This window comes from Bilifractor porci (assembly GCF_009696005.1).
In the GTDB taxonomy this organism is placed as follows: Bacteria; Bacillota; Clostridia; order Lachnospirales; family Lachnospiraceae; genus Bilifractor; species Bilifractor porci.
This window is the reverse complement of sequence record NZ_VUMV01000003.1, coordinates 1-24,669: the sequence shown is the minus strand read 5'-3', so window position 1 is coordinate 24,669 and position 24,669 is coordinate 1. Positions and strand designations below refer to the sequence as shown.

The following is a 24,669-nucleotide window of genomic DNA, read 5'->3' as shown; positions in this document are numbered from 1 at the left end:
CATGGACTACGCAGAAAACAGAATCCGGCAGCTTTCCCGCCGGTATTATAACCAGGGACTGGACCGCGCGAAGGTCAGGGATTTGTCCGGAGCAGCTGAAAAGCTCCGAATCTGCCTGCACCTGGACAGATCCTTTACGGACGCCAGAAATCTGCTCGGGCTGATTTATATGGAGACGGGGGAGACTGTAGCCGCTCTGCAGGAGTGGATTATCAGCTCCAATCTGAAACCGGCCGGAAATCCCGCCTCCGAATATATCCGGAGAGTCAGGGAAAACCAGAGAGAGCTTCAGAACAGAAACCGGAGCATCCGCGGGTATAATGAGGCACTGCGTTCCTGCCGGGAGGGGCATGATGATATTGCGCTGATCAGGCTGCGCAGAGCCGTTGTCCTGAACCCGAAATTTGTCAGGGCTTATCAGCTGATGGCTCTGATTGAGATCAACAACGGAAAGCTTTCCGCCGCCAGGCGCGCGCTGAAAAAAGCAGAGGCTGTCGATGTGTGCAATCCTGTGACCCGCCTTTACCTTCGTGAAGTGGAGGAGCAGACGGGAGCGGAGAACAGGAAAAAGCGCCGGGAAGAGGAGCTGGAGGAGAGCGAGTCCGACCGGGTAAAAAGGAGAAATGTCTTTTTCCGGGCAACGCCTCCCTATGTCAGTTTGATGAATCTGCTGATCGGCATTGCGGTCGGGGTTCTGGCTGTATTCTTTCTGGCAGTTCCCGCCGCGGTTTCCAGGGCTTCCGCGGATGCAAACAGCAGGCTGACGGATTACAGCAATACCATTGCCGAACAGACGAATACAATCTCCGGCCTGCAGAGCCAGATACAGGAGTCACAGTCGTCCGCGGATAAGGCTGCACAGGACCAGTCCAGTGCCGAGACGACAACGGGAGCGTATGAAGCGCTGCTGAAGGCCTATCAGTCCTATGAATCCGAGAACTACACGGATGTGATCGACCAGCTGCAGAATGTAGACAGCTCCCTGCTTTCCACGGACGCGAAAAACCTGTACACTACCATTTACGACGCGTCCCGAAGCAATGCCTATGACTCCTATGTGCAGGACGGGGAAAATTCTTATTACCAGGGAGATTACGCGGCCGCGGCGGAATCTCTGCAGAAGGCGGTTGATATCCAGGCGGATGATTTTGATATTATCAGTCTTCTGGCAAATGCTTATACCAATGCCGGAAACACGGACAAGGCAATAACGGCCTGGCAGCTGATTGTTGACAACATGCCAGATACGGACTATTCCTCTTACGCGTCCGGCATGATCCAGCAACTGGGAGGAACCGTAAAAGAAAGCAGTTCGGGGCAGGGCGCGTCGGGTACTGCTTCGGATGGAACCACTGGCAGCACCGGGGGAACGGCGGGAACCGGTACGGATACGGCCGGTACAGGCACAGACGCCACGGGAACCGGTACGGATACGGCTGATACAGGCACAGACACTACGGGAACCGGTACAGATACGGCCGGTACAGGCGTCGAAAACGGATACGGAGGTTAAGCGGCATGCGGGCGCTCCCTGCGGACGGCAGACAAGCCGTGGGGGAGAAGCAGAATACCGCAATGAAAATGGATGAAATGATATTTCAGGAGTTGTGTCGGATCGCGGGACCTGACCAGGTAAAAAAACAGGAGCTTATGAAGAAGCACACAACCTTCCGGATCGGAGGGCCTGCAGATTTCTTTGTGACTCCGGACAATCCCGAAGGGGTGCGGGCAGTTCTGCAGTTCTGCAGGGAGGAAGGGCTTCCCGTGTTTGTGATGGGGAACGGAAGCAATCTTCTTGTTGCGGATTCCGGCTTCCGGGGTGTTGTCATCCAGCTGGACCATAATTTTCAGAAGCTTTCTGTGTGCGGGAACAGAATCCGCGCGCAGGCAGGTGCCCTGCTCTCAAAAATTGCCGCCGAGGCGGAACGGAACGCGCTTTCCGGTCTGGAGTTTGCGTCCGGAATACCGGGAACAATAGGCGGAGGGGCGGCCATGAATGCCGGCGCCTACGGCGGAGAACTGAAAAATGTGTTAAAGGGGCTTCTGGTTCTGGATGACCGGCTGGAATTTCTTGAACTTCCGGAGGATCAGCTGGATATGGGGTACCGTACCAGCCGTGTCCAGAAATCCGGCTGGATTGTTCTGGAAGGAGAAGCAGAGCTGCAGCCGGGAGACAGAACAGCCGTCAGGGCGCGGATGGAGGAACTGAGGGCTGCCCGGACAGCAAAGCAGCCGCTTGAGTTTGGAAGCGCGGGAAGCACGTTTAAGCGCCCGGAGGGATATTACGCGGGAAAACTGATTATGGATGCCGGACTGCGGGGATACCGGGACGGCGATGCCCAGGTCTCTGAAAAACACTGCGGTTTTGTGATTAACCGCGGAGACGCCTCCGCGGAGCAGGTCTGCCGGCTGATGCGTCATGTCAGGTCTGTCGTGCAGAAGCAGTCCGGCGTTCTGCTGGAACCGGAGATCCGGTTCCTGGGTTTTGAGGAAAACCCGATGACGGAAGAATAGAGGACGGACAGAACAGGAGGGGGTTATGGCAACAGAACTTGTGCTGGTAACGGGAATGTCCGGCGCAGGGAAAACCACTGCGCTGAAAATGCTGGAGGATATGGGATATTTCTGCGTGGATAATCTCCCGGTTCCGTTGATTGACAAATTTGTCCAGCTGGTCCGCGAGGGCGGAGAGGGCAAGGCTTCCGGCGTCGCCATGGGCGTGGACATCCGGAGCAGCGATTTTTCCAATCTCCGGAATGTTCTTGCGGATCTCAAAGAAAAGGGAATCCCGTTCCGGATTCTGTTTCTGGACGCGGACGACACGACGCTTGTCAAGCGCTATAAGGAGACCAGGCGAAGCCATCCTCTTGCCCGCGGAGGCCGGGTGCAGGACGGGCTGCGCAAAGAGAGAGAAGCCGTCGGCTTTCTGAAGAAAGACGCGGATTATATTCTGGATACCAGCCAGCTTCTGACCAGGGACCTGAAGACAGAGCTGGAGAAGATTTTTATTCAGGATCAGGATTTCAGAAGCCTGATGATCACGGTTCTCTCTTTCGGGTTTAAGTATGGAATTCCGGCGGATTCGGATCTTGTTTTTGATGTCCGCTTTCTGCCAAACCCCTATTATGTCCCGGAGCTGAAGGAGCTGACCGGGAAGGACCGGCCGGTTCACGATTTTGTCATGCAGTATGAGGTGTCTGGGCAGTTTATTGACAAGCTGGAGGACCTGATCCGTTTTCTGATCCCCAACTATATTGAAGAGGGAAAGACGCAGCTGGTCATCTCCATCGGCTGTACAGGGGGAAGGCACCGTTCGGTGACGCTGGCGGAAGAGCTTTTTTCCAGGCTGAAGGATTCGCATGAGTATGGAATCCGGATCGAACACAGGGATATCCAGAAGGACAGCTTTCTTAAAAAGGAATGAACCATGTCTTTTTCCAGTGAAGTAAAGGAAGAGCTGAGCAGACAGACAGGAGGGGGAAGACACTGTCAGATTGCGGAACTGACCTCCCTGTTCCTGTTTCAAGACAGGACAGCGGGAAAAACCGGAGCAGACGGACGGCAGGCGGACGGGGAAGAAGTTGTTATGATGGATACGGAGAATTCCTTTGTGGCAGATCGGGCATTCCGCCTGATCCGCCGCTGTTTCCGGGAACCTGTCCGGCTGGAGCGGCAGGATGGTGGAAAAGGACGGAAAACATCCCGGTTCCGGATTCTGGCCGGAAAGGACCGGGCGGATGCCTTGCTGCAGGCGCTGCATCTGGAAGAGTTCCGGGAAGGAGTCTGGATCCATCAGGTTCCCCTGCAGAGAGGCTGCTGCAGGAGGGCATTCCTGCGGGGATGCTTTCTTTCTTCCGGGGGAATCAGCGACCCGGACCGCTCCTACCAGTTTGAGATTCTGTGCGGAACCGCTTATCAGGCAGAGCAGGTTTCGGTTCTGCTGGATGTCCTGGGCATCCGGCCGGGGACATTCCGAAGGAGAAATTATTTTGTCGTATATGTCAAAGACAGCGAAGAAATCGGCAGCCTGCTCGGACTGATGGATGCCAGGGTATCCCTTCTGAATTATGAGAATATCCGCGTGGTCAGGGAGGTCCGCGGCAATGTGAACCGCCGGGTTAACTGTGAGACGGCCAATATTGAGAAAACGGCGGGAGCGGCTGCGAGACAGATCGAGGACATTTTGTACATAAACAGGATAATAGGTTTGTCTAAATTATCAAACAGACTTGACGAAATAGCAGAAGTTCGGTTACAATATCCCACAGCGACTCTACAGGAGTTAGGTACGTATCTTGATCCGCCTGTAGGAAAATCTGGTGTCAATCACCGTTTGAGGAAGCTCAGCGCTATAGCGGATCGGCTGAGAGAGACACACGAGGAGGAAACATAGATGGTTAAGGACAGTGTCGTTATTCAGTTGGCCAGCGGACTGGAGACCCGGCCCATTGCTATGCTGGTTCAGGTAGCAAGTCAGTTCGAAAGCTCCATTCATCTGGAGAGCGGCAGCAGGAACGTGAATGCGAAGAGCATCATGGGAATGATGACGCTTGGTCTGGACAACGGAGAACGTGTTACCATCACCGCAGACGGCTCCGATGAAGAAAAGGCTCTTCAGAGCATGAAAGAGTATCTGACAAAGGATAAAAAATAAAACAGAAGGTCCGGGGCAAATACGGACAAAAGAAAAAAGCACCTCCAGGGGTGCTTTTTTCTTTTGTTCCGCTTTTGTTTTCCACTATTTTCCGAACCGCGCACCGAAACCGAAAGCCGGTTTCCGGCTGCTTACAGCTTTGCCAGCTGCTGGATGGCGGAATCCGCCATCAGGACATCCCCGTGCTCACGCAGGAATGCTTCCTGGGCCGGCGTAAAATTTTCGCCCCTGCCGTACTCGGAGAGAATATTGCAGATTTTATTGAATTCCTTCGGCTCCATGCCGGATTGATGGAGGATCAGCTGATACTGCCTTCCATTTTCATGGCGGCGGTAAAGCGTGTTCTTTCCGGAATAATAGCGCTCCAGATTGTGCGCGGCAAGAATGAGATCGTCGAGCGTGTCAAAATGGAAGGATTCCACCAGATTGATGGGTTCCTTTTCCACGTCTCCGCCCTTTTCCTTTCCGGCATCCTTCTGTATGGCGTCCGATCCGGAAAGCGGCATGGCCTCTGCGGACGCTTCTTTTTTATCGGCTTCTGCCGATGAGCGCGCCTCGTAGATCCGCTGAAAAAGCTCCATCACATCATCTGCGCCCAGAAAATAGCTGCCGGAATCTGAAGAATCCTCAGACCGGGTGAATCGGGAGAAACGGGCGTCCAGCTCCTCCGGGTCATCCACCTTTGTAATCAGCAGTGTCAGCGCGTCTCTGGAAGTGGGAATTGCCTCTATGACAATCGGGGAGGAACCGGTATCAAAACCGACAGCGGTTCTTGCCTCCTGCATCATATCCTGAAATAATTTCCTGGCGGCGGAAGAACCATAGGCCAGCTCACTCAGGCGGATATTCCGGCTGTTCAGGTCTTCATGGGTCAGTGTGCAGCGGATCTGATTTTCACTTAGTTTTTCGATTTTCATCTTCATCACATCCTCTCGCCCACAGTATAACCACAGGGGTCCTGATTGTAAAGAAAAGAATTCGTGTTCCGGGCGCACCCGGACGCCGGAAAAACCCGGATTGTGCACCGCAGGGGACCTGTGCATGGCACAATTCCGGGTTTTCCGGTTGAAATTTTACGATTAAAAGCAGAATTCTTTGGAGGGAACAGGCGCAGGACGCATGCGCTGCCGGACGTCCTATCCGGACATACCGCTATAGTTTCCGGACTTTGGTAAAGTTGATTTTTCTCACATTTCCTCCCGGACCGGTGCTGTAGTCCCGCATATAGGAAGCACCGTCTTCGCAGTCGTGTACGACCGTGTGGGCGATCTGCAGCGGTGTCCTCCGGTGTCCGTTCAGCGTCAGATCAACGCCCCTGTGACTGTATCCGATCAGCTCCAGAAGCAGGCTTTCCTCTTCCTCCGCAAGATCCGGGTCGGGAACATTATTCAGCCGGGTTCTGTTTGATTGCTTTTTTTGCATAACACACCTCCCCCTAAGGAATCCGTCCGCTTCCACAGGGACAGAGCCGCAGAAAAAGTCAGAGGGACTGACAGGGCTGGAGATGTATCCGGTGGCGCAGACTTCAGAATAAGCTTGGGACCGACAGGCAGAGAAAATGACGGCCGCACTGGTTCAGACGACAGAAGGAGAAGCGATCCTTTCCTGTTTTTTGCATGAAAAAGCTCTGTCTTTGTCCGAGACCGGCCGCATCCGACCTGCCCATGCAGTGGTGTTCCTGAAGCAGTTGATGGTTATTTGTGATAAAAACTGAAAATTGCCGCCGCGTGGCAGCAGGGAATTGCTGAATGAAAAGATAGTACAGAAAAGACTGATGCGAAAAACCGACAGAAACGTCCGCCTGTTCCCAAACGATGAAAGACTCACCTCCTTATCGGAACGGTACTGCAGTTTATCGGCCTGGTTTTATTATAGGGCGCAGGACGACATAAAGCAAGCCGTTTATCATCATCCGCGGCTTTGTTGCATCCGATTTTCCGACATGCTACAATAGATAACCGACAGAGAAATGAGGCGGGAAAGGGACACTGCAGGAGGTGCCGGGACAGGCGGCATGTGCAACTTTTGGTGATAGAATCTTATGAGCAGAAAAAAAAGAAAAAGATCGCCGCTGGCGCTCATTTTTACCCTGGCAGTCATGGTATTAATCCTCGGTGCGGCGGTCGTTCTTTATAACCGGACTTCTCTGAATAAGACAGAGATGAACAAGATGGACTATTACGGGCTGGAGAACGAAGACCAGGCGGCCGTGATTGTGAATGACGCGATCCAGGAGGACAAGGGGATTGTCCGTGACGGAAAGGTTTATCTGCCGTATTCCATGGTCTGGAGCAGTCTGAACAGCGCGTTCTACTGGGAGGAGGACAGCGGCAGCCTGCTGCTGACTCTTCCGGCGGGAACCGAAAGCTGGACGCCGGATGACGGGAGCGGTGTCGTCCTGCTGGATGGGCAGACACCGTATATTTCCGCGGAATGTGTGCAGGAAAATTCGGACATAGACATGGAAATCCTTCCGGATCCATGGAGAGTGACGGCAAGGACAAAATGGAGCGGCCTTTCGGTGGAGAAGGTGACCGCTGACACGCAGGTGCGGTACCGCGGAGGCCCGAAGGCGGAAATCCTTACTTATGTGAAGACCGGCGATCTGGTTGTCCTCCTGGAGCGGGCGGGGGACTGGTATAAGGTTTCCACCTCAGACGGGTATCTGGGTTATGTCAAGGATACTTATCTGGAGGAAGCGGACAGCAGCGCCATTTCCCACACGACGGATTCCCGGTTCCAGTTTGACCGGATTTCGCTGGACCATAAGATCAATCTCTCCTGGCAGTATGTCAGCAGCACAGACAATAACGCGGAGTTTTCCGCTCTTACATCAAACGCCGCCGGTTTGAACACGATTTCTCCCACCTGGTTCACCTACGCGGACGCGGGAGGAAATCTGAATTCCCTGGCGTCTCCGGAGTATGTCCAGCAGGCGCATGCCGCCGGGATGGATGTATGGCCGACGCTCCAGGATGTCTACGGGGGAGACTTTTCTTCCGGCGAGCTTCTGAAGAAACAGGCTGTTCGGCAGAAGATTATTGACCAGCTGCTGCAGTCCGCCTCGGACAACGGCTTTGACGGCATCAACGTGGACATAGAGACGATCACCGAGGAGCAGGTTCCGCAGTACCTTCAGTTCCTGAGGGAACTGTGTGTGGCCGCGCATAAGCAGAATCTGGTGATCTCTGTGGACGAATATGTGCCGGACTTTACAAAATACTATAACCGGGCGGAGCAGGCGAAGTTCTGTGATTATATTGTCATCATGGGCTATGACGAGCACACGGCTTCCTCGGAGGAGGCAGGGAGCGTGGCCTCTCTTCCGTTCGTGGAGAAGGGGATCACGGACACGCTGGAGGAAGTCCCCGCGGCCCAGGTGATCAACGCGATTCCGTTTTACTGCCGGGGCTGGACCGCCTATGCGGGAGAGTCCGGACTGAACTGCGAGGCTTTCGGCATGGATCAGGCGGATCAGTTTGTGTCGGAGCATAACATTGCCCTGACATGGGATTCGGAGGCAGGACAGTATACCGGAAGCACATCGGATGAGAACGCTACGTACAGCATCTGGATGGAGGAAGAAAAATCGGTCGAGGCCAAGATGCAGCTGATCCGGAAATATGATCTGGCAGGAGTCGCTTCCTGGAGGCTGGGTTTTGAGAGGGACGATATCTGGGAGATTATAAATAAATATTTGCAGTAAGCAGAAAGGGGTGCTTATTTATGGCAGACGCAGAAGACATGTTCAAGACCACTCTGATGGGCGGTTATGATAAAGAAGAAGTGGATGCGGCGGTAAAAAAGCTGCAGGACGACGCGTATTCCGATAAAAACAGGCTGGAGACAGACATCAAGAGCAAGGAGCAGGAGCTGTCTGATGTCCGGGAGGAACTGGAAAAGACCAAAAAGGAACTGGCGGAAAAAGACGCGCAGATGGCGGAGATTCAGAAAACCCTGGATGAGAAGGATCAGGAGATCCTTCGCATGGAGAGGGATATCCGCGAAAAGTATCAGTCTTATGTGGATAATTACGACACTATCGGAAGTCTGGTCTTTGAGGCCAAGGTAAAGGCCAAGGAAGTGAACCGCCGGGCAGAGGAAGAAAAGGCCAGAATTCTGGAGGAGGCAAACCGGGAGGCTGCCCGCATCCGCGAGGACGCGAAGGCGGATGCCAGGAAGACGCTGGAGGAGACACAGCGCAAGATTGATGAGAAGAACCGGGAGGGCAAGCAGAAATACGATGCCGCGCAGGAAGAGCTGAACCATGTTCTGGACATGTTCAACAAGGTGCAGCGGCAGTTCATGAATTCGTATAAAAGCATTCAGCGTATCGTGAGCGATATGCCGGAGGATGATCTCTTTTCACATGAAGAGGAAGAAAATTAAATGAGTCGTGCAAAGCTGGTAAAAATGTCAGAGGACGCGCTGGATCAGGAGGCATTGGAGGAGGCCGGACGGATTCTCCGGGCCGGGGGGCTTGTGGCTTTTCCGACAGAGACGGTTTACGGGCTTGGCGGAAATGCGCTGGATCCGGAGGCATCCCGGAAGATTTACGCGGCAAAAGGCAGACCGTCGGACAATCCGCTGATTGTCCATATCGCGGACAAAAAGGCTCTCTACCCGCTGGTAACGGAGGTCCCGGAGGCTGCCGAGAGGCTTGCTTCTGCCTACTGGCCCGGCCCGCTGACCATGATTTTCCGGAAGTCGGAGATTGTCCCGCTGGAGACAACCGGGGGACTGGATACGGTAGCTGTTCGTTTTCCGAATAATGCCATTGCCAGAGAGCTGATCCGTCAGGCAGGCGGCTATGTGGCGGCGCCGAGCGCGAATACGTCCGGGCGGCCCAGTCCGACGCTGGCTTCTCATGTCGAGGAGGATCTGGGGGATAAAATTGACATGATTATTGACGGCGGACAGGTCCGGATCGGCGTGGAGTCCACGATTGTGGATTTCACCGAGGAGGTTCCGGTCATTCTCCGTCCGGGAAGATTGAATAAAAGAATGCTGGAGGAGGTTCTCGGGCTGGTGCGGGTGGATCCCGGTATTCAGTCCGAGAACGTCCATGTGCGTCCGAAGGCTCCCGGCATGCGGTACCGTCACTACGCGCCAAAAGCTGACATGACAATCGTGGAAGGGGAACCTGCGAAGGCTGCGGCGGCAATCCGCAGGCTTGTCAGGGAAAATCTGGACAAAGGGAAAAAGGTCGGGGTGATCTGCACATCGGAGAGCAGGCAGGAATATCCGGAAGGAGATGTGCGCTGTGTAGGTTCGCGCGCGGATGAGGCGACGATTGCCCGCCATCTCTATGAAATCCTCCGGGATTTTGACGCAGACGGCGTGGATCTGATTTACACGGAGTCCTTTGAGACCCCGGAACTTGGGGAAGCGGTCATGAACCGGCTGATTAAAGCGGCCGGGCATAAAATCTTACAGGCCTGAAGAGCCATGAGGGAGGAAAAAATGATAGCACTTGGTTGTGACCACGGCGGGTATGCCATGATGCAGGTAATCAAAAAGCATCTGGACGAGAGAGGACTGGAGTATAAGGACTGCGGATGTTTTAGCGAAAAATCCGTGGACTACCCGGACTATGCGCAGGCTGTCTGCAGGGAAATCCAAAACGGGACCTGCAGCCGGGGAATCCTGATCTGCGGGACCGGTATCGGCGTGTGCATTGCCGCGAATAAAATGCGGGGCATCCGTGCGGCGCTCTGCTCGGATTGCTATTCGGCGCAGAAAACCAGGGAGCATAATGATGCCAATGTGCTGACGCTGGGAGGACGGGTGATCGGCCCGGAGCTTGCCCTTATGATTACCGATATGTTCCTGGACACACCTTTTTCGGGTGAAGAGCGGCACAAGAGGAGAATTGAAAAGCTGGAAAAATATTACGGAGAATAAAAGCAGAAGAGGTTCCTGACAGAACATGGAATCCGCAAATGACGGCATAAAAACAATAGATACAGGCAGGAGGAAAAAACGATGGGAAAACTTACAATCATGGATCATCCGCTGATTCAGCACAAGATCGGAATTATCCGCAGGTCGGACACCGGAACAAAGGAGTTCCGTGAAATCGTAGAAGAGATCGCCATGCTGGAGTGCTACGAGTCCACCAGGGATCTGGAGCTGGAAGACACGGAGATCGAGACACCGATCGCAAAGACAACGGTGAAGAAGCTGGCGGGCAAGAAGCTTGCCATTGTGCCGATTCTCCGCGCGGGGCTGGGGATGGTTCCCGGCATGGAGGAAATGATTCCCAACGCAAAAATCGGGCATATCGGCATGTACCGGGATCCCGAAACGCTGAAGCCTGTGGAATACTACTGCAAACTTCCCGCGGACATCGAGGAGAGAGATGTCTTTGTTGTGGATCCGATGCTTGCGACCGGCGGTTCTGCCTGTGACGCCATTGAGCGGCTGAAGGGGCATGGGTGCAGGAATATCCGTTTCCTCTGCATTATCGCCGCACCGGAAGGCCTGGCCAGACTCCAGAAGGAGCATCCGGATGTGGATATTGTGGTAGGCGCCCTGGACGACCATCTGAATGAAAACGGATATATTGTTCCGGGACTCGGAGACGCAGGGGACCGGATTTTCGGCACAAAATAAAAAGCCCGGAGGTGCGTGTTGTCAGATAAAAGGGAAGATTATATCAGCTGGGATGAATACTTTATGGCAGTGGCCAAGCTGGCCGGCATGCGGTCCAAGGACCCGAATTCCCAGGTCGGCTGCTGCATTGTAAGCGCGGATAATAAGATCCTGTCGATGGGATATAACGGTTTTCCGAGAGGGTGTTCGGATGACAGCTTTCCCTGGGCAAGAGAGAATCCGGATCCGCTGAAAACCAAATATGTCTATGTGACGCACAGCGAGCTGAACGCGATTCTGAACTACCGCGGAGGCAGCCTGGAGGGCTCTAAGCTCTATGTTTCCCTGTTTCCCTGCAATGAATGCGCCAAGGCTATCATACAGGCGGGGATACGGACGGTCATTTACGATGACGACAAGTACGACAAAACGCCCTCTGTCATGGCGTCCAAAATGATGTTTCAGGCAGCCGGCGTGGAATTCCGGCATTATAAAAGGAGCAACCGGAAGCTGGTTATTACGGTGTAAGGCTGCACCGGGAGGTTTGCCATGATTGATTACGCGGAAGGTTCCGGGAAGCAGTATCATACGCAGCTTTCTCCGGACATCACCGGAAAGTATGTAATCCTTCCGGGAGATCCCGGAAGGTGTGAAAAAATCGCCGGTTATCTGGAGAAGCCGGAAAAGGTGGCGTCCAACAGGGAGTTTACTACCTATACCGGCCTGCTGGAAGGGGAGAGGGTCAGCGTGACCTCTACGGGAATCGGCGGACCGTCGGCGGCGATTGCCCTGGAGGAATTGGTGCGCTGCGGCGCGCATACCTTTATCCGCGTCGGCACCTGCGGCGGCATGCAGAAAAATGTCCGGGGAGGAGACCTGATTATTGCCACGGGGGCAATCCGTATGGAGGGAACCTCACGGGAGTATGCGCCGATTGAGTTTCCCGCGGTCCCGGATTTCTCTGTGACGGCTGCCCTGAAGGAAGCCGCGGATGCCTGCGGATTTCTGTATCATCTGGGAGTCGTGCAGTGCAAGGATTCCTTTTTCGGCCAGCATGAACCGGAGAAAAAGCCCGTAGGGGCGGAACTCCTTCAGAAATGGGACGCATGGGTAAAATGCGGGGCTCTGGGCAGCGAGATGGAGTCCGCCGCCCTTATGATTGCGGCATCCGCCCTGCACGTCCGCATGGGAACGGTGCTTCTGACGATTGCCTGCCAGGAAAGGGAAAAGGCAGGACTGCCGAACCCGCAGGTGCATGATACGACAGGGGCAATTCGTACAGCGGCAGAAGCTCTCCGGATTCTGATCCGGGAGGACCGTGTCGGACAAAACGGCGGGAACTGCTGAAGAAGCCCGGAGGCTGTGTTGCATATGTTACGGACATGACCGGTTTCGCGGGGCAGAATAATAGCTGCAGATACTTTTGAAGCAGAAGGGATCCGCGGAGGGTTCGTAAAACTTGCCTCAGAAGAGGACGCGGGATTGATACAGATTATCCAGGAGGAATTATTTTAATGGAGAATAAAAATAAAATGTTTTGCTATCAGTGTCAGGAGACGGCAGGCGGAACCGGCTGCACAGTCAGCGGCGTCTGCGGAAAGACACCGGAGCTTGCGGCCATGCAGGATCTGCTGGTTTATGTTACCAAGGGACTTTCCGCGGTGACGACACAGCTTCGCAGGGAGAATAAGACGGTAGACAAATCGGTAAACAGGCTGGTAACAGAAAACCTGTTTACGACGATCACGAATGCCAATTTTGACAGGGAAGTGATTGTCCGCCAGATCAGCCGCACGCTGGAGGTAAAGGACGGACTGCTTGCCCAGGTGGAAAAGAAGGATGAGCTTCCGGCGGCTGCGCGCTGGAGCGGGGGCGAAAGCCTTTATGAAGAGAAGGCATCCGGTCCGGACGTAGGCGTTCTTTCCTCGAAGGACGAGGATATCCGCAGCTTCCGCGAACTGATCACCTACGGTGTAAAGGGACTGGCGGCCTATAATTATCACGCGAACCAGCTGGGAAAAGAAGACACGGATGTGGATCTGTTTATGCAGCGGGCGCTGGCGCAGACACTGGATGACCATATGACAGGAGGCAATCTTCTGGCTCTGGTCATGGAGACCGGACGCTACGGGGTCAGGGGCATGTCGCTTCTGGACAGCGCAAACCGGGAATCCTACGGAAATCCTGAGATCACGGAAGTTTCCACAGGGGTGCGGAAAAATCCCGGAATCTTGATCTCCGGCCATGACCTGCATGATCTGGAAATGCTTCTGGACCAGACGCAGGGAACCGGCGTGGATGTGTATACACATGGAGAGATGCTTCCGGCGCAGGCTTATCCGGCATTCAAAAAGTATGAGAACTTTGCCGGAAATTACGGGAACGCGTGGTGGCAGCAGAAGACAGAATTTGAGAGCTTCCACGGCCCTGTCCTGATGACCACCAACTGTATTGTTCCGCCGAAGGACAGCTACAAAAATCGCCTTTTCACCACGGGAGCCGCGGGGTATCCGGGCTGCGTGCATATTGAAGAGGATAAGAACGGGGATAAGGATTTTTCCGCGCTGATCGAAATGGCAAAGACCTGCCAGCCGCCGGAAGAGCTGGAAAACGGGAAACTGGTCGTGGGCTTTGCCCATAATCAGCTGGAGGCGCTGGCGGATAAGATTGTGGATGCTGTTAAGAGCGGGGCAATCAAAAAATTTGTCGTAATGGCCGGCTGTGACGGCCGCTCCAAGGCAAGAAAGTACTATACGGACTTCGCGAAGGCGCTTCCGGATGATACCGTAATCCTTACCGCCGGCTGTGCCAAATACCGGTACAACAAGCTGGGTCTGGGAGATATCAACGGGATTCCGCGGGTCATTGACGCGGGGCAGTGCAATGATTCGTATTCCCTTGTGCAGATTGCCCTGAAGCTGAAGGAGGCATTTGGTTTTGACAACCTGAACCAGCTGCCGATTGTCTACAATATCGCGTGGTACGAGCAGAAAGCCGTTATTGTTCTGCTCTCGCTGCTTTACCTTGATATCAAGCACATCCATCTGGGACCGACGCTTCCCGCTTTTCTGTCCCCGAATGTGGCAAATGTGCTGATCAAGTATTTCGGCATTGCCGGAATCGGGACTGTTCAGGAGGATATGGAGACTTTTATGGGAACGAGTAATGAGCTTATCCGCGGCGACATGATCGTCGGAGATATTGTGCAGCAGTATCCCTCTCTTGTGCCGGTAATGACCAGCTGCGGCCTGCACTGCATCGGCTGCGGCGTCTCACAGATGGAAACGCTGGACGAAGCCTGCATGACTCACGGCCTGGATACTCAGGATATGCTGGATATCCTGAACGAGCAGCTGCGGGGACAGGCGGAATAAGGGGAAGATCTTCCTCCTGCGTTCTCAGGCGTCCATATCATGGATCAGCAGCGCAAGCTGCACCTGCATTTTTCCGTTTAGGGTGGACAGGTCTATGTTCAGAATCTGAGACGCCAGGTTTATCCGGTAAGTAACCGTGTTTTTATGAATAAAGAGTTCGGAGGCGGTATCCTGTATGCTGCCTCCGTTTTTCAGGTAGAGACGGACCGCCCCGGTCAGGTCGCTGCCTTTTTTCCTGTCGTAGTCAAGAAGGGGACCCAGAATCCGGGAGACATAATCTTTTTTAATGTCCTCATCTTCAATTCCCAGAAGCAGACCGTAGATTCCGAGATTATCGTAGAAGCAGTCGGTAAGCGCGACCGAGCGCCTTTCCTGCAGAGTCCGGATGGAGGAAGCATGGCGATAACTTTTATAGATACAGCGGACGCTTTTGGTAAGCTTTCCCACGCCTGCAAAAAGGTTTTCTCCGCCGGAAAGGCTCTGCCGCAGGTGCGAGAAAAGGTCTTCGGCAGTGCGGTGCACCTCGTCTGAGGAATCGGAACATAAAACGACGACAATTTCCTTATCCGCAGTAAAGACAGATGCCTTTTTCTGGCGGTATTTCAGCCTTGCCCGGATCTCCTGAACCAGCTCTCCGGCCTCCTGATAAGGCTCGGAGGAGGGATTTCCGATGCTCAGGGTGCAGACCGCGTAGCGGTCGCCTGGTTCAAAATGATAGTCTGAGAGAGGAACCACATACAGATCCTGGCGGTTAGGGAAGAAGATCGCGTTCTTAAATGCGTTGCTGATGGTGTGCTCTCTTTCATTTTCCTGGATAATGTAGGAGCAGAGCGGCCGTGTGACTTCCTGCAGATCCGTGCTCCAGCCGAGGGAAAACAACGGGAAATCATATTTCTCGCAGAAATCGATGCAGATCCCCGGTATTTCCGGAAGATATTCGCCCACGTTCAGAATGACTCCGGACGCCTTTGCCTGCCGGATTGACGCCAGCTGGCTGGTCAGCCACTCCTCCGGATTTTTCTTATCAATGCATACGCAGGTCATGATCACCAGCTCCCCTCCCTTCAGGAAAGAGCCGGGATTGGGAAGTTCCGACACATGGACCCAGGTCACCTGAGCGTGAATTCCCTTTTCTCCTGCCAGAAGCTTCAGGTCACTGCCGGGATATTTCTGAATCAGTTTTTCCATCTCAACCGCCATCGGTTTTCCTCCCTAATCTAATCCTGTCCTGTGATTTGTGAACTTTTGACATCAAAGGATGCCACGGATGCTCTGTTTCTTTGAAACTCCCAGGCATCATCATAGATGTTTTTTTGGGTTTTGTCATGCGGATTTTGTGTTCAAACACAAAAAAAATTGTGTTTCGTCCCATGGAATCCCCGGAGCGGATGGATAAAATATAAAGCATAAGGCAATGGTGCTGAGGGAATATCCCGCATCATTGCCTTTTGTCGTTTTAATTTCTCCGGCAGAGAACGATGTCCGGCTGTACCCGGAAGGGAAGAAACAGACCGGCAGAATCCGGAGCAGAAAGATGGAGGGCTTAAACCATGAGATTAAAGGATACGGGACTTACAGCGCAGGATATTAAGGATAAAGTTAAAAAATATATGATCGAGACTTATGAGAGGTTCGATTTTCTTGCGGAGACCGGGCGCGGAATGTATATGTACGATGAAAAGGGAACACCGTATCTTGACTTCTACGCAGGCATTGCAGTCAATGCGGCGGGAAACTGCAATCCGCGAGTGGTAAAGGCTGTGCAGGATCAGGCGGCGGACCTGATGCAGACCTTCAACTATCCGTACACCATTCCGCAGGCTCTTCTCGCGGAGAAAATCTGCACCACCATCGGCATGGACAAGATCTTCTATCAGAACTCCGGAACAGAGGCGAACGAGGCCATGATTAAGATGGCCAGAAAATACGGGGTAGAAAAATACGGTCCGGAGAAATACCATATTGTTACCGCTGAGGACAGCTTCCATGGCAGAACCTTCGGCGCCATGTCCGCCACAGGACAGCCGGACAATGCCTGCCAGATTGGTTTCGGGCCGATGACCGAGGGATTTTCCTACGCGAAATTTAATGACCTGGAGGATTTCAAGTCCAAGTGCACGGAGAACACCATTGCCATTATGGTAGAGCCGGTACAGGGCGAGGGCGGCGTCCATCCGGCCACAAAGGAATTCCTGACAGGACTCCGTAAATTCTGCGATGAAAAGAACATTCTTCTGCTTCTGGATGAAGTTCAGTCCGGATGGGGGCGCACCGGCGCGATTATGTCCTATATGAACTACGGAATTAAACCGGATATCGTCTCTATGGCAAAGGCTCTGGGAGGCGGAATGCCGATCGGCGCCATCTGCGCGACGGAAGAAGTGGCGGCGGCGTTTACACCGGGCTCCCACGGAACAACCTTCGGCGGACATCCGGTCTGCTGTGCGGCCGCGCTTGCCGAGGTCAATGAAATTCTGGATAAGGATCTTGCGGGAAATGCCAGAGAGGTCGGCGCATACTTTATTGAAAAACTCGGAACACTTCCTCATGTAAAGGAGGCCAGAGGGCAGGGACTCTTTGTAGGCGTGGAATTTGACGGAACCCTGAATTCCGTGGATGTAAAGCATGAGTGCTTCCACAACCATCTGCTTATCACGGCGATCGGAAGCAGCGTCATCCGGATGGTTCCTCCGCTTATTGTCACAAAGGAACAGTGTGATGAGGCAGTCGATATTATCCGCAAATCCATTGAAACGCTTTCTGCCTGAAAGAGAAGGTACAGCTTTCAGGAAGAAAGGAGGAGACGATGGATAAAAAGGTAATTACCATCGGATGCGAGTTTGGAGCCGGAGGCCCCCAGATTGGCAAGATGCTCTCGGAAACGCTGGGGATCGAATATTACGACCGTGATCTGGTGGATAAAATCGCACATCAGCTCGGTGTGGACAAAGAACTGGTGGAGAAGGCGGACACGGAGAAGCGGGTGCAGTATGAATTTGAGACCACGCTGGGACCGCGGTACGCAAATCTCACCAACAAGGTCATTTACCTGCAGCAGCAGGCGATCGAGAAGATGGCGGAGCGTCCCTGTGTCATCATAGGAAGAAGCGCCAATTATATTCTTCAGGATCGCAAAGATGTGCTGAATCTTTTTATCTACGCGCCAAAGGAAACTCGTGTCCGCTCTGTCATGGAGCAGCTGGGCGTGGATCGGGGGAAAGCACTGGATATGATTGACAGCAACGATATCCAGCTGCATGAGCGGCATAAATATATTACCGGAACCTACCGCGGAGACCGGCATGGAAGAGATCTGCTGATTGACAGCAGTATGCTGGGCTGGGAGGGAACCGCTAAATATATTCTGATGCTGATCGAAATGCTGCACGAGAAGTAACATTCTATGAGTACAGTGTCAAAAGTCCGGCGCCAGGCATGCCTGCAGGCAGGCGGCAGAAGATACTTTTGACATCCGTATCATTCTATAAAAAAACAGTCAGGGCAAGGATGCCGCAAGAGGACAGAACTCCTTTTTCGGCATCCTTTTTCTTCCCGGCGGACGGGCAGCGGCCGGTGGCTTTGCAAAGAAGGGAGACAGAGAGTATGGGAAGTAAACAGGAATCGGAATTTAACAAGGTGTTCAGTGCCTGGGACATCTTGGTAATTGCCTTTGGAGCCATGATCGGCTGGGGATGGGTGGTCTCCTCCGGGGACTGGATTCAGTCAGGAGGCGTATTCGGGGCAATGCTCGGATTTGTCATCGGCGGAATCATGATCTTTTTTATCGGGCTTACCTACGCGGAACTGACGCCGGCCATGCCGGAGTGCGGCGGCGAGCATGTGTTCAGCTACCGGGCGATGGGGCCGACAGGCTCTTTTGTCTGCACCTGGGCAATTATTCTGGGGTATGTCAGCGTTGTGTGCTTCGAGGCATGCGCCATGCCGACCATTATTACCTATTTATATCCGCCCTTCCTGAAAGGATATCTGTACACCGTGGCCGGTTTTGATGTCTATGCCTCCTGGCTGTGCGTCGCAATTATCACCGCGGCGGTTATCACACTGATCAATCTGCTTGGCGCGAAGACAGCCGCTGTCCTGCAGACGGTACTTACCGTTATTATTGGGGGAGCCGGAATACTGCTGATTGTGGCATCTTTGTTCAGCGGAAGCCCGGCTAACCTTGCCGGACAGGAATTTGTCGGAAATTCCGGCGGCGAGGCATTCAGCAACATTATCAAGGTCGCCATGATGAGCCCCTTCTTCTTTATCGGGTTTGATGTAATTCCGCAGGCGGCGGAGGAAATCAATGTTCCCCTGAAAAAAATAGCAAAGATGCTGCTTCTGTCTATTGTTCTGGCGGTCGGCTTTTATGTACTGGTTATTTTCGCCGTAGGTTACGTGATGAACGCGCAGACCATTGCCGCCTCCAACAGCGGAAACGGCCTGGTCACGGCAGATGCCATGGCTCTGGCCTTTCACAGCTCTGTCATGGCCAAGGTGCTGATTGTCGGAGGACTCTGCGGAATCATCACCAGCTGGAACTCCTTCCTGATCGGCGGAAGCCGGGCTATGTATTCCATGGCAAAGTCCTACATGCTCCCGCCGGTGTTCGGTACTCTGAGCAAAAAATACAAGTCCCCCATTGCGGCTCTTCTGCTGATCGGCGTACTGAGTATGCTGGCTCCCTTCCTCGGACGGAAAATGCTGGTCTGGGTTGTGGATGCCGGAAATTTTGCCTGCTGTCTGGCTTACTGCATGGTCGCCATTTCTTTTGTGATTCTCCGGAAAAAGGAACCGGAGATGAAACGGCCCTACAAAGTAAAATATTATAAATTTGTTGGGTTTATGGCCATTGCCATGTCCGGCATGATGTGTGTGATGTATATGATTCCGGGTTCCGGCGCTACACTGGCTCCTGTGGAGTGGTCCCTGATCCTCGGATGGGCGGGCATCGGCGTCGTATTCTACGCTGTCTGCAAATACCGTTACAAAGAAAAGTTCGGAACACTGAAGGAAATCTGGAACGCGGAGCTGGACGGCTCGGCGCAGAAAGCCGCGCAGGAAGAAGGCGGAGAAGCTGCCGCCGCTGTTTCCGGAGAAAAGCCCCTGGTTGCGCTTTCGTTTGAGAGGAAGGCAGAGGAGATCCGTCCGGAACTGTCCTTCAACTACTACCTTCCGGTGCATATTGTGTTCGGAAGAGGGAAGATTGCGGAGGCCGGAAATCTTGCCTGCCAATACGGCAGAAAAGCCCTGATCGTGACCGGACGCTCCAGCGCAAAAAAATCCGGGCTTTATGACAAGGTCAACAACAGCCTTCTGAGAGCCGGAATGGAAACAGTTCTCTTTGATAAGGCAGAGCCCAATCCGCTGACCACCACGGCGATGGAAGGAGCCGGGCTGGCAAGAAAACAGGGCTGTGATGTGGTTGTCGCCGTCGGCGGCGGCAGCATTATGGATGCCGCGAAAGGAATTGCCTTTGCCGCAGTCAACGAAGGGGATATCAGAGACTACATTTACGGCAAGAAGAGCAGCGACAGCGCGCTTCCGCTGGTTCTTATCCCGACAACCTGCGGAACAGGCTCGGAGGGAAACGGATTTGCTGTCTTTACCAACCCGGATAACGGAGACAAGAAATCACTGCGCTGTCCTGCCATTGTGGCAAAGGCATCCCTGGTGGATCCGGACTGCATGAAGACCATGCCGAAGCGGACGCTGGCGGCCGTCGGATTCGACGCGCTCTGCCACTGCATGGAGGCTTACACGGCTCACAACGCTACCCCGTTTACGGACGCCCTGTGTCTGTATGCTATTCCTCTGATTGCGGATAACCTTCCGGATCTGGTCAACGGCAGGGAGAGCGATGAGGCATGGGAGAAACTCTCGATTGCCAGCACAATCGGAGGGATGGTGATCGGTACGGCCGGGGTGACCCTTGCCCATGCCATGGAACATCCGGTCAGCGGCCTGAAGAATGTAACACACGGGCTGGGACTGGCGGCGATTACGCCTGTCACCCTGGAGGTTAACTGCAGAGAAAGCCGTTATAAATACGGACGCCTGGCCAGAATTCTGGGAGGCTATACGGCAGAGGACTGCGCGTGGAAAGTACGCACACTGCTGAAAGCTATCGGACTGGATGTCACGCTTGCGGATCTGGGCATTGAGGAGAAGGATACCGACTGGCTGGCCGATAACTGTATCCGGGTATCTGCTGCAAACCTGAAAAATAATCCGGCGGCTCTTTCCAGAGATGAGATAGCGGAGCTCTATCGGCTGGCGCTTCGGGGGGAGGATCTGGAAATCCCAAGGGCTGTTTCTCTGTAAAATGCGGGAAGCAGAAACTGCCTGTTTAACAGTACACTGTGCTAAAGTGCAAGTATTGTAGAGCAAAAAAAAGCAAAGTATACTTCAAGGCAGAATATATCATTTGCAAAGGAGTCAGAAGAAAATGTCACTTGCAGAAGAATTACCAGAGGTTGTTACCGAAAAAATACCAGGGCCGAAATCCTCGGCACTCCTTGCCAGAAGGGACGCGGCGATCCCGAAGGCGCTCTGCGGAAAGACCTATCCGGTCTGCATCAAGCGCGGCGAAGGCGCTATGATTGAGGATCTGGACGGAAATAAGATTCTGGACTGGGTCGGGGGAGTCGGTGTTCTGAATATCGGCTATTCCAGGCCGGAGGTTGTAGAGGCTGTGAAGGAGCAGTCAGAGAAATATTTTCATACCATCTTCAATGTCATTGTTCACGAAGGATATGTCGAGCTGGCGGAGAAGCTGGCGGAGCTGGCTCCGGTAAAGGGAGACAAGAAAAAAGCTTATTTCGCGAATTCCGGGGCGGAGTGCGATGAGAATGCCATTAAAATTGCAAAGGCATATACCGGGAGGCAGAGCATTATCTGCTTCACCGGGGCATTCCACGGAAGAACCAACCTGACCATGGCGCTTACGGCAAAAAAAGCCTACGCACAGGGCATGGGACCATTCCCGGCGGGAATTTACCGTGCGCCTTATCCCTATCTGTACCGCGCGCCGAAGGGCTATACGGAGGAAGAGGCTGTCCGGTACTATCTGGACGAGCTGAACCGGGTGTTTGACGAGGGTGCGCCGGCGAAGGAAGTAGCCGCCATGATCGTGGAGCCGATTCAGGGCGAAGGCGGTTTTATCCCCGCACCGATGGCCTGGGTAAAGGCAGTGCGTAAAATCTGTGATGAGAACGGTATTCTGCTGATCGCGGATGAAGTTCAGTGCGGAAACTGCAGAAGCGGAAAATATTATGCCTCCGAATATTGGAAAGAAGCCGGATGCGCGCCGGACATCATGACGACTGCCAAGTCACTGGGAGCCGGTGTCCCGATCAGCGCGATTGTAGCCTCGGCGGAAATTATGGATGCGGCTCCGGCAGGAACCATCGGCGGCACGTACTGCGGAAATCCGCTTGCCTGCGCCTCTGCGTTGAAAACCATGGAGATTTTCAAAAAAGAGGATTATCCGGCAAAGGCAAACCATATCGGCGGAATGCTGCGCAGCCGCATGGAACAGCTGCAGAAGACATGTCCCGTCATCGGCGATATCCGCGGCATGGGTGCCATGATCGGTATTGAGTTTGTGAAGGATCCGCAGACGAAGGAGCCGGCCACAGAACTCACGGCAAGGATTATCCAGATTGCCCTTCAGAAAGGCCTGCTGATGGAAAATGCCGGAACCTACAGCAATGTCATTCGTTTCCTGGCGCCGCTGTGCATCACCGACGCGCAGATGGAAAAAGGACTGGATATCCTGGAGGCGGCCATTAAAGAGGCAATGCAGTAAAACACCGTTTCAGTCTCAAAAACCCGCACCGTATTCTTACCGGTGCGGGTTTTGCTCTCTCAATTCTTACCTCTCGATTCCTGCTTTTGACCGATATCTTTTTTCTTGTCGGGCTCCTCGTCCGGGCAGTCCGATTGGGCGGATTTATCCACTTTATCTACATACGGACTCTGTACAGACAGGATAACCTCTTCAGAAAACAGAGTAGTAGCTGCAGAATCCCAGTTCGGAAGCCGCCAGATACCGGGGAGCCCTGCTCCACCCGTCAGCGATCAGGAAATAACGCTCCTCCCTTCCCGAAGAAGCGGATTTCAGAATCCGGAATCCGCTGCATATGACATGGTGGCTTCCATAGCAGCGGTGATGGTGCAGCATCAGGTAGAGAATCCTTCCCTTCCGCAGCTCCTGCTCCATGGTGGCCGGGTTTGCCGGAATTCTCCGGATCAGCCTCAGCCTGCCGTCATGCGCTATTGGCCGACTGCCGAAATAATTCAGGATCCGGCAGGGAAAACCAAAGGACTGCAGACATTTCTCTATATAGATTCCGGCCAGCAGATTGTTGGTTCCGCCGTACAAATGAAAAAGATCCATGTTGTGGTAGATCAAAAGCCTTTTTCCGATGGCGGCTGACCGCAAGAATATTTCCTCCGGGGAGGCGGTCTCCGCAGCTTCAGGAAATCTGGCACGGAGCATCAGCACCAGGTTTGTAACAGCCGTGGGTCCGCAGTGCCGGACAAAGCCCTTTTCCAGTCTGGCAAACTGTCCGGTTGTACAGTAGGAGGCATATGGCTGCCAGGGGAAAACCGTCTCAGCGGTGAAAAAGCTCTCCCGATATTTTTCTTCCGCGTGCAGAACTGGGTCGGATATAGCAGATAGTTTCTTCAACTTCAGCAGCTCCTATTCCTTGGCCTGATCCGTGAGATTCGCCTGCATCATCGCGTTGCTTGCGGCAGCCTCCCTGCCTCCGCGGCTGGTTTCCGGGGTAATGCAGGGATCCGCAGCCGGAAGGGTTCTGGGTTTTGGGTTATGGTCTACAGGTGTGGAATCTCCGATTCCCAGAGCTTCCGAAGCCACGCCCAGGGTAGAGATAATACCGGAGAGGTCAGAGGGCATGAAAATCTTTGTTGCACGGCCGTCGGAAACCTCCTTCAGAGCCTCCAGCCCCTTCAGTTTCAGGACAGAATCATCCGCCTGCGCATCCTTCAGTGCCTTCAGTCCGTCTGCCTCTGCCTGGTAGACCAGAAGAATTGATTTTGCGCGGCCTTCCGCCAGCGCGATCTGCGCGTCTCTCTCGGCTTCGGCACTGAGTATCTTGGCTTTTTTATCACCCTCTGCACGGCTGACAACCGCCTCCTGATGGGCCTGTGCTTCCAGAACCGTCTGACGGCGCTCACGCTCGGCACGCATCTGCTTCGTCATAACTTCTTCAATTTCCTTCGGCGGCTGAATGTTTTTAATTTCTACACGTGTTACCTTGATTCCCCAGGGATCTGTCGCCTCGTCCAGAATGGCCTGCATCTTCCGGTTAATGCTGTCGCGGGAGGTAAGCGTCTGATCCAGCTCCATCTCCCCGATAATATTACGCAGGGTAGTCGCGGAAAGATTCTGCAGTCCGGCAATCGGGTTTTCCACGCCGTAGGTAAAAAGCTTCGGATCAAAGACGTAGCAGAACACAACAGAGTCAATCATCATCGTGACATTATCCTTGGTGATTACAGGCTGAGGCGGAAAATCCAGTACCTGTTCCTTCAGGGATACACGTTTTGCCACTCTCTCAATAAAAGGGGCTTTCAGATGAAGTCCGGCACCCCAGGTGGCCGTGTATTTTCCCAGCCGCTCCACAATATACGCATTTGCCTGCGGAACAACCCGCACACAGGAAAACACGATGCACAGAGCAATAAAAATCAGGACAACGAGAAAGAAAATTACCATAAATACTCCTTTCATCCAGGCGGCGCCGTTTTCTCCTGACGAAACAAAACGCCATGCCTGCGACCTTACGAATGGTAATAGCTGGTATCTGTCAGTCCGCAAATGGCCTGTTAATCTTATCTCCGAAACCGGACTGATAGATAAAGTGTATCATTTCTGACTTTTTTTGTGAAGTGTCAGAAATGCGGAAAGCTTCTGAAAACTTAAATTTGGATTTAAAACTATGTAAAGGAATAATCCTTGGAGACATGTAAAAAAGATAATGTTGATGACGGTTGATGACTGCCAATTTTTGTCGA

Annotated in this window: 24 protein-coding genes; 18 read left to right on the top strand and 6 right to left on the bottom strand. The window is 53.5% G+C overall.

Translation table 11 applies throughout. The features are described from left to right. Position 1: 1 nt before the first annotated feature. The 5 genes from FYJ60_RS05225 (at position 2) to FYJ60_RS05205 (ending at position 4,654) form a co-directional block, all read left to right on the top strand. The gene (locus tag FYJ60_RS05225; RefSeq protein ID WP_154457618.1) at positions 2–1,513 is read left to right on the top strand and encodes a tetratricopeptide repeat protein; all 1,512 of its coding nucleotides are present in this window, start codon (positions 2–4) and stop codon (positions 1,511–1,513) included. A 62-nt stretch (positions 1,514–1,575) separates the two neighbouring features. Next, positions 1,576–2,514, top strand: a complete 939-nt coding sequence (murB, locus tag FYJ60_RS05220; RefSeq protein ID WP_154457617.1) for a UDP-N-acetylmuramate dehydrogenase — start codon at positions 1,576–1,578, stop codon at positions 2,512–2,514. Between the two features lie 25 nt (positions 2,515–2,539). Next, positions 2,540–3,424: an RNase adapter RapZ gene (gene rapZ, locus FYJ60_RS05215; RefSeq protein ID WP_154457616.1), complete on the top strand. Its 885-nt coding sequence runs from the start codon at positions 2,540–2,542 to the stop codon at positions 3,422–3,424. A gap of 3 nt (positions 3,425–3,427) precedes the next feature. Continuing rightward, entirely contained in the window at positions 3,428–4,393 is a 966-nt protein-coding gene (gene whiA, locus FYJ60_RS05210; protein ID WP_154457615.1) for a DNA-binding protein WhiA, read from the top strand. Next, on the top strand, positions 4,394–4,654 hold the full coding sequence (locus tag FYJ60_RS05205) for an HPr family phosphocarrier protein (RefSeq protein ID WP_154457614.1): 261 nt from the start codon (positions 4,394–4,396) through the stop codon (positions 4,652–4,654). A 131-nt stretch (positions 4,655–4,785) separates the two neighbouring features. On the opposite strand, the gene FYJ60_RS05200 is transcribed toward FYJ60_RS05205, so the two are convergent. Further along, a complete protein-coding gene (locus FYJ60_RS05200) occupies positions 4,786–5,577 on the bottom strand; it encodes an adaptor protein MecA (protein WP_235903338.1) in 792 nt (263 codons plus the stop codon). A 229-nt stretch (positions 5,578–5,806) separates the two neighbouring features. Further along, a complete protein-coding gene (locus FYJ60_RS05195) occupies positions 5,807–6,076 on the bottom strand; it encodes a hypothetical protein (protein WP_154457613.1) in 270 nt (89 codons plus the stop codon). 136 nt (positions 6,077–6,212) lie between these two features. Here FYJ60_RS05195 and FYJ60_RS05190 point away from each other — a divergent pair, with 136 nt between their 5' ends. The 9 genes from FYJ60_RS05190 (at position 6,213) to hcp (ending at position 14,622) form a co-directional block, all read left to right on the top strand. Further along, positions 6,213–6,368 carry a hypothetical protein gene (locus FYJ60_RS05190; RefSeq protein ID WP_154457612.1) on the top strand — a complete coding sequence of 52 codons (156 nt, stop codon included), beginning with the start codon at positions 6,213–6,215 and terminating at the stop codon, positions 6,366–6,368. A 327-nt stretch (positions 6,369–6,695) separates the two neighbouring features. Then, on the top strand, positions 6,696–8,360 hold the full coding sequence (locus tag FYJ60_RS05185) for a glycosyl hydrolase family 18 protein (RefSeq protein WP_154457611.1): 1,665 nt from the start codon (positions 6,696–6,698) through the stop codon (positions 8,358–8,360). Between the two features lie 20 nt (positions 8,361–8,380). Further along, positions 8,381–9,043, top strand: coding sequence for a GumC domain-containing protein (locus FYJ60_RS05180; protein ID WP_154457610.1), 663 nt, complete (start codon positions 8,381–8,383; stop codon positions 9,041–9,043). Next, positions 9,044–10,096 carry an L-threonylcarbamoyladenylate synthase gene (locus tag FYJ60_RS05175; RefSeq protein ID WP_154457609.1) on the top strand — a complete coding sequence of 351 codons (1,053 nt, stop codon included), beginning with the start codon at positions 9,044–9,046 and terminating at the stop codon, positions 10,094–10,096. Positions 10,097–10,117: 21 nt separating this feature from the next. Further along, a complete protein-coding gene (gene rpiB / locus FYJ60_RS05170) occupies positions 10,118–10,558 on the top strand; it encodes a ribose 5-phosphate isomerase B (protein ID WP_154457608.1) in 441 nt (146 codons plus the stop codon). A gap of 81 nt (positions 10,559–10,639) precedes the next feature. Further along, positions 10,640–11,269, top strand: coding sequence for a uracil phosphoribosyltransferase (gene upp / locus FYJ60_RS05165; protein WP_154457607.1), 630 nt, complete (start codon positions 10,640–10,642; stop codon positions 11,267–11,269). An 18-nt stretch (positions 11,270–11,287) separates the two neighbouring features. Continuing rightward, positions 11,288–11,776: a deoxycytidylate deaminase gene (locus FYJ60_RS05160; RefSeq protein ID WP_154457606.1), complete on the top strand. Its 489-nt coding sequence runs from the start codon at positions 11,288–11,290 to the stop codon at positions 11,774–11,776. 21 nt (positions 11,777–11,797) lie between these two features. Continuing rightward, positions 11,798–12,595: a uridine phosphorylase gene (gene udp, locus FYJ60_RS05155; protein WP_154457605.1), complete on the top strand. Its 798-nt coding sequence runs from the start codon at positions 11,798–11,800 to the stop codon at positions 12,593–12,595. Between the two features lie 167 nt (positions 12,596–12,762). Continuing rightward, complete coding sequence (gene hcp, locus FYJ60_RS05150; RefSeq protein ID WP_154457604.1) at positions 12,763–14,622, top strand: hydroxylamine reductase; 1,860 nt, start codon at positions 12,763–12,765, stop codon at positions 14,620–14,622. Positions 14,623–14,646: 24 nt separating this feature from the next. Here hcp and FYJ60_RS05145 read toward each other — a convergent pair whose 3' ends face one another. Further along, on the bottom strand, positions 14,647–15,822 hold the full coding sequence (locus FYJ60_RS05145; protein WP_154457603.1) for a PucR family transcriptional regulator: 1,176 nt from the start codon (positions 15,820–15,822) through the stop codon (positions 14,647–14,649). 350 nt (positions 15,823–16,172) lie between these two features. Between FYJ60_RS05145 and FYJ60_RS05140 the strand changes: the two genes are divergently transcribed. The 4 genes from FYJ60_RS05140 to FYJ60_RS05125 all read left to right on the top strand — a co-directional run bounded on the left by FYJ60_RS05140 (position 16,173) and on the right by FYJ60_RS05125 (position 22,435). Continuing rightward, positions 16,173–17,390, top strand: a complete 1,218-nt coding sequence (locus FYJ60_RS05140; protein WP_154457602.1) for an aspartate aminotransferase family protein — start codon at positions 16,173–16,175, stop codon at positions 17,388–17,390. A gap of 38 nt (positions 17,391–17,428) precedes the next feature. Next, a complete protein-coding gene (locus tag FYJ60_RS05135; protein ID WP_154457601.1) occupies positions 17,429–18,019 on the top strand; it encodes a cytidylate kinase-like family protein in 591 nt (196 codons plus the stop codon). A gap of 206 nt (positions 18,020–18,225) precedes the next feature. After that, positions 18,226–20,949 carry a bifunctional amino acid transporter/iron-containing alcohol dehydrogenase gene (locus FYJ60_RS05130; protein ID WP_154457600.1) on the top strand — a complete coding sequence of 908 codons (2,724 nt, stop codon included), beginning with the start codon at positions 18,226–18,228 and terminating at the stop codon, positions 20,947–20,949. Between the two features lie 124 nt (positions 20,950–21,073). Continuing rightward, positions 21,074–22,435 (top strand): aspartate aminotransferase family protein, encoded by a 1,362-nt coding sequence (locus tag FYJ60_RS05125; RefSeq protein WP_154457599.1) that lies wholly within the window; start codon positions 21,074–21,076, stop codon positions 22,433–22,435. 192 nt (positions 22,436–22,627) lie between these two features. On the opposite strand, the gene FYJ60_RS05120 is transcribed toward FYJ60_RS05125, so the two are convergent. The 3 genes from FYJ60_RS05120 to FYJ60_RS12455 all read right to left on the bottom strand — a co-directional run. After that, entirely contained in the window at positions 22,628–23,320 is a 693-nt protein-coding gene (locus FYJ60_RS05120; RefSeq protein WP_154457598.1) for a hypothetical protein, read from the bottom strand. 12 nt (positions 23,321–23,332) lie between these two features. Continuing rightward, complete coding sequence (locus FYJ60_RS05115; RefSeq protein ID WP_154457597.1) at positions 23,333–24,370, bottom strand: SPFH domain-containing protein; 1,038 nt, start codon at positions 24,368–24,370, stop codon at positions 23,333–23,335. 91 nt (positions 24,371–24,461) lie between these two features. Beyond that, positions 24,462–24,669, bottom strand: a 208-nt coding sequence (locus tag FYJ60_RS12455; RefSeq protein WP_205838973.1) for a hypothetical protein, incomplete at its 5' end; no start/stop codon positions are given.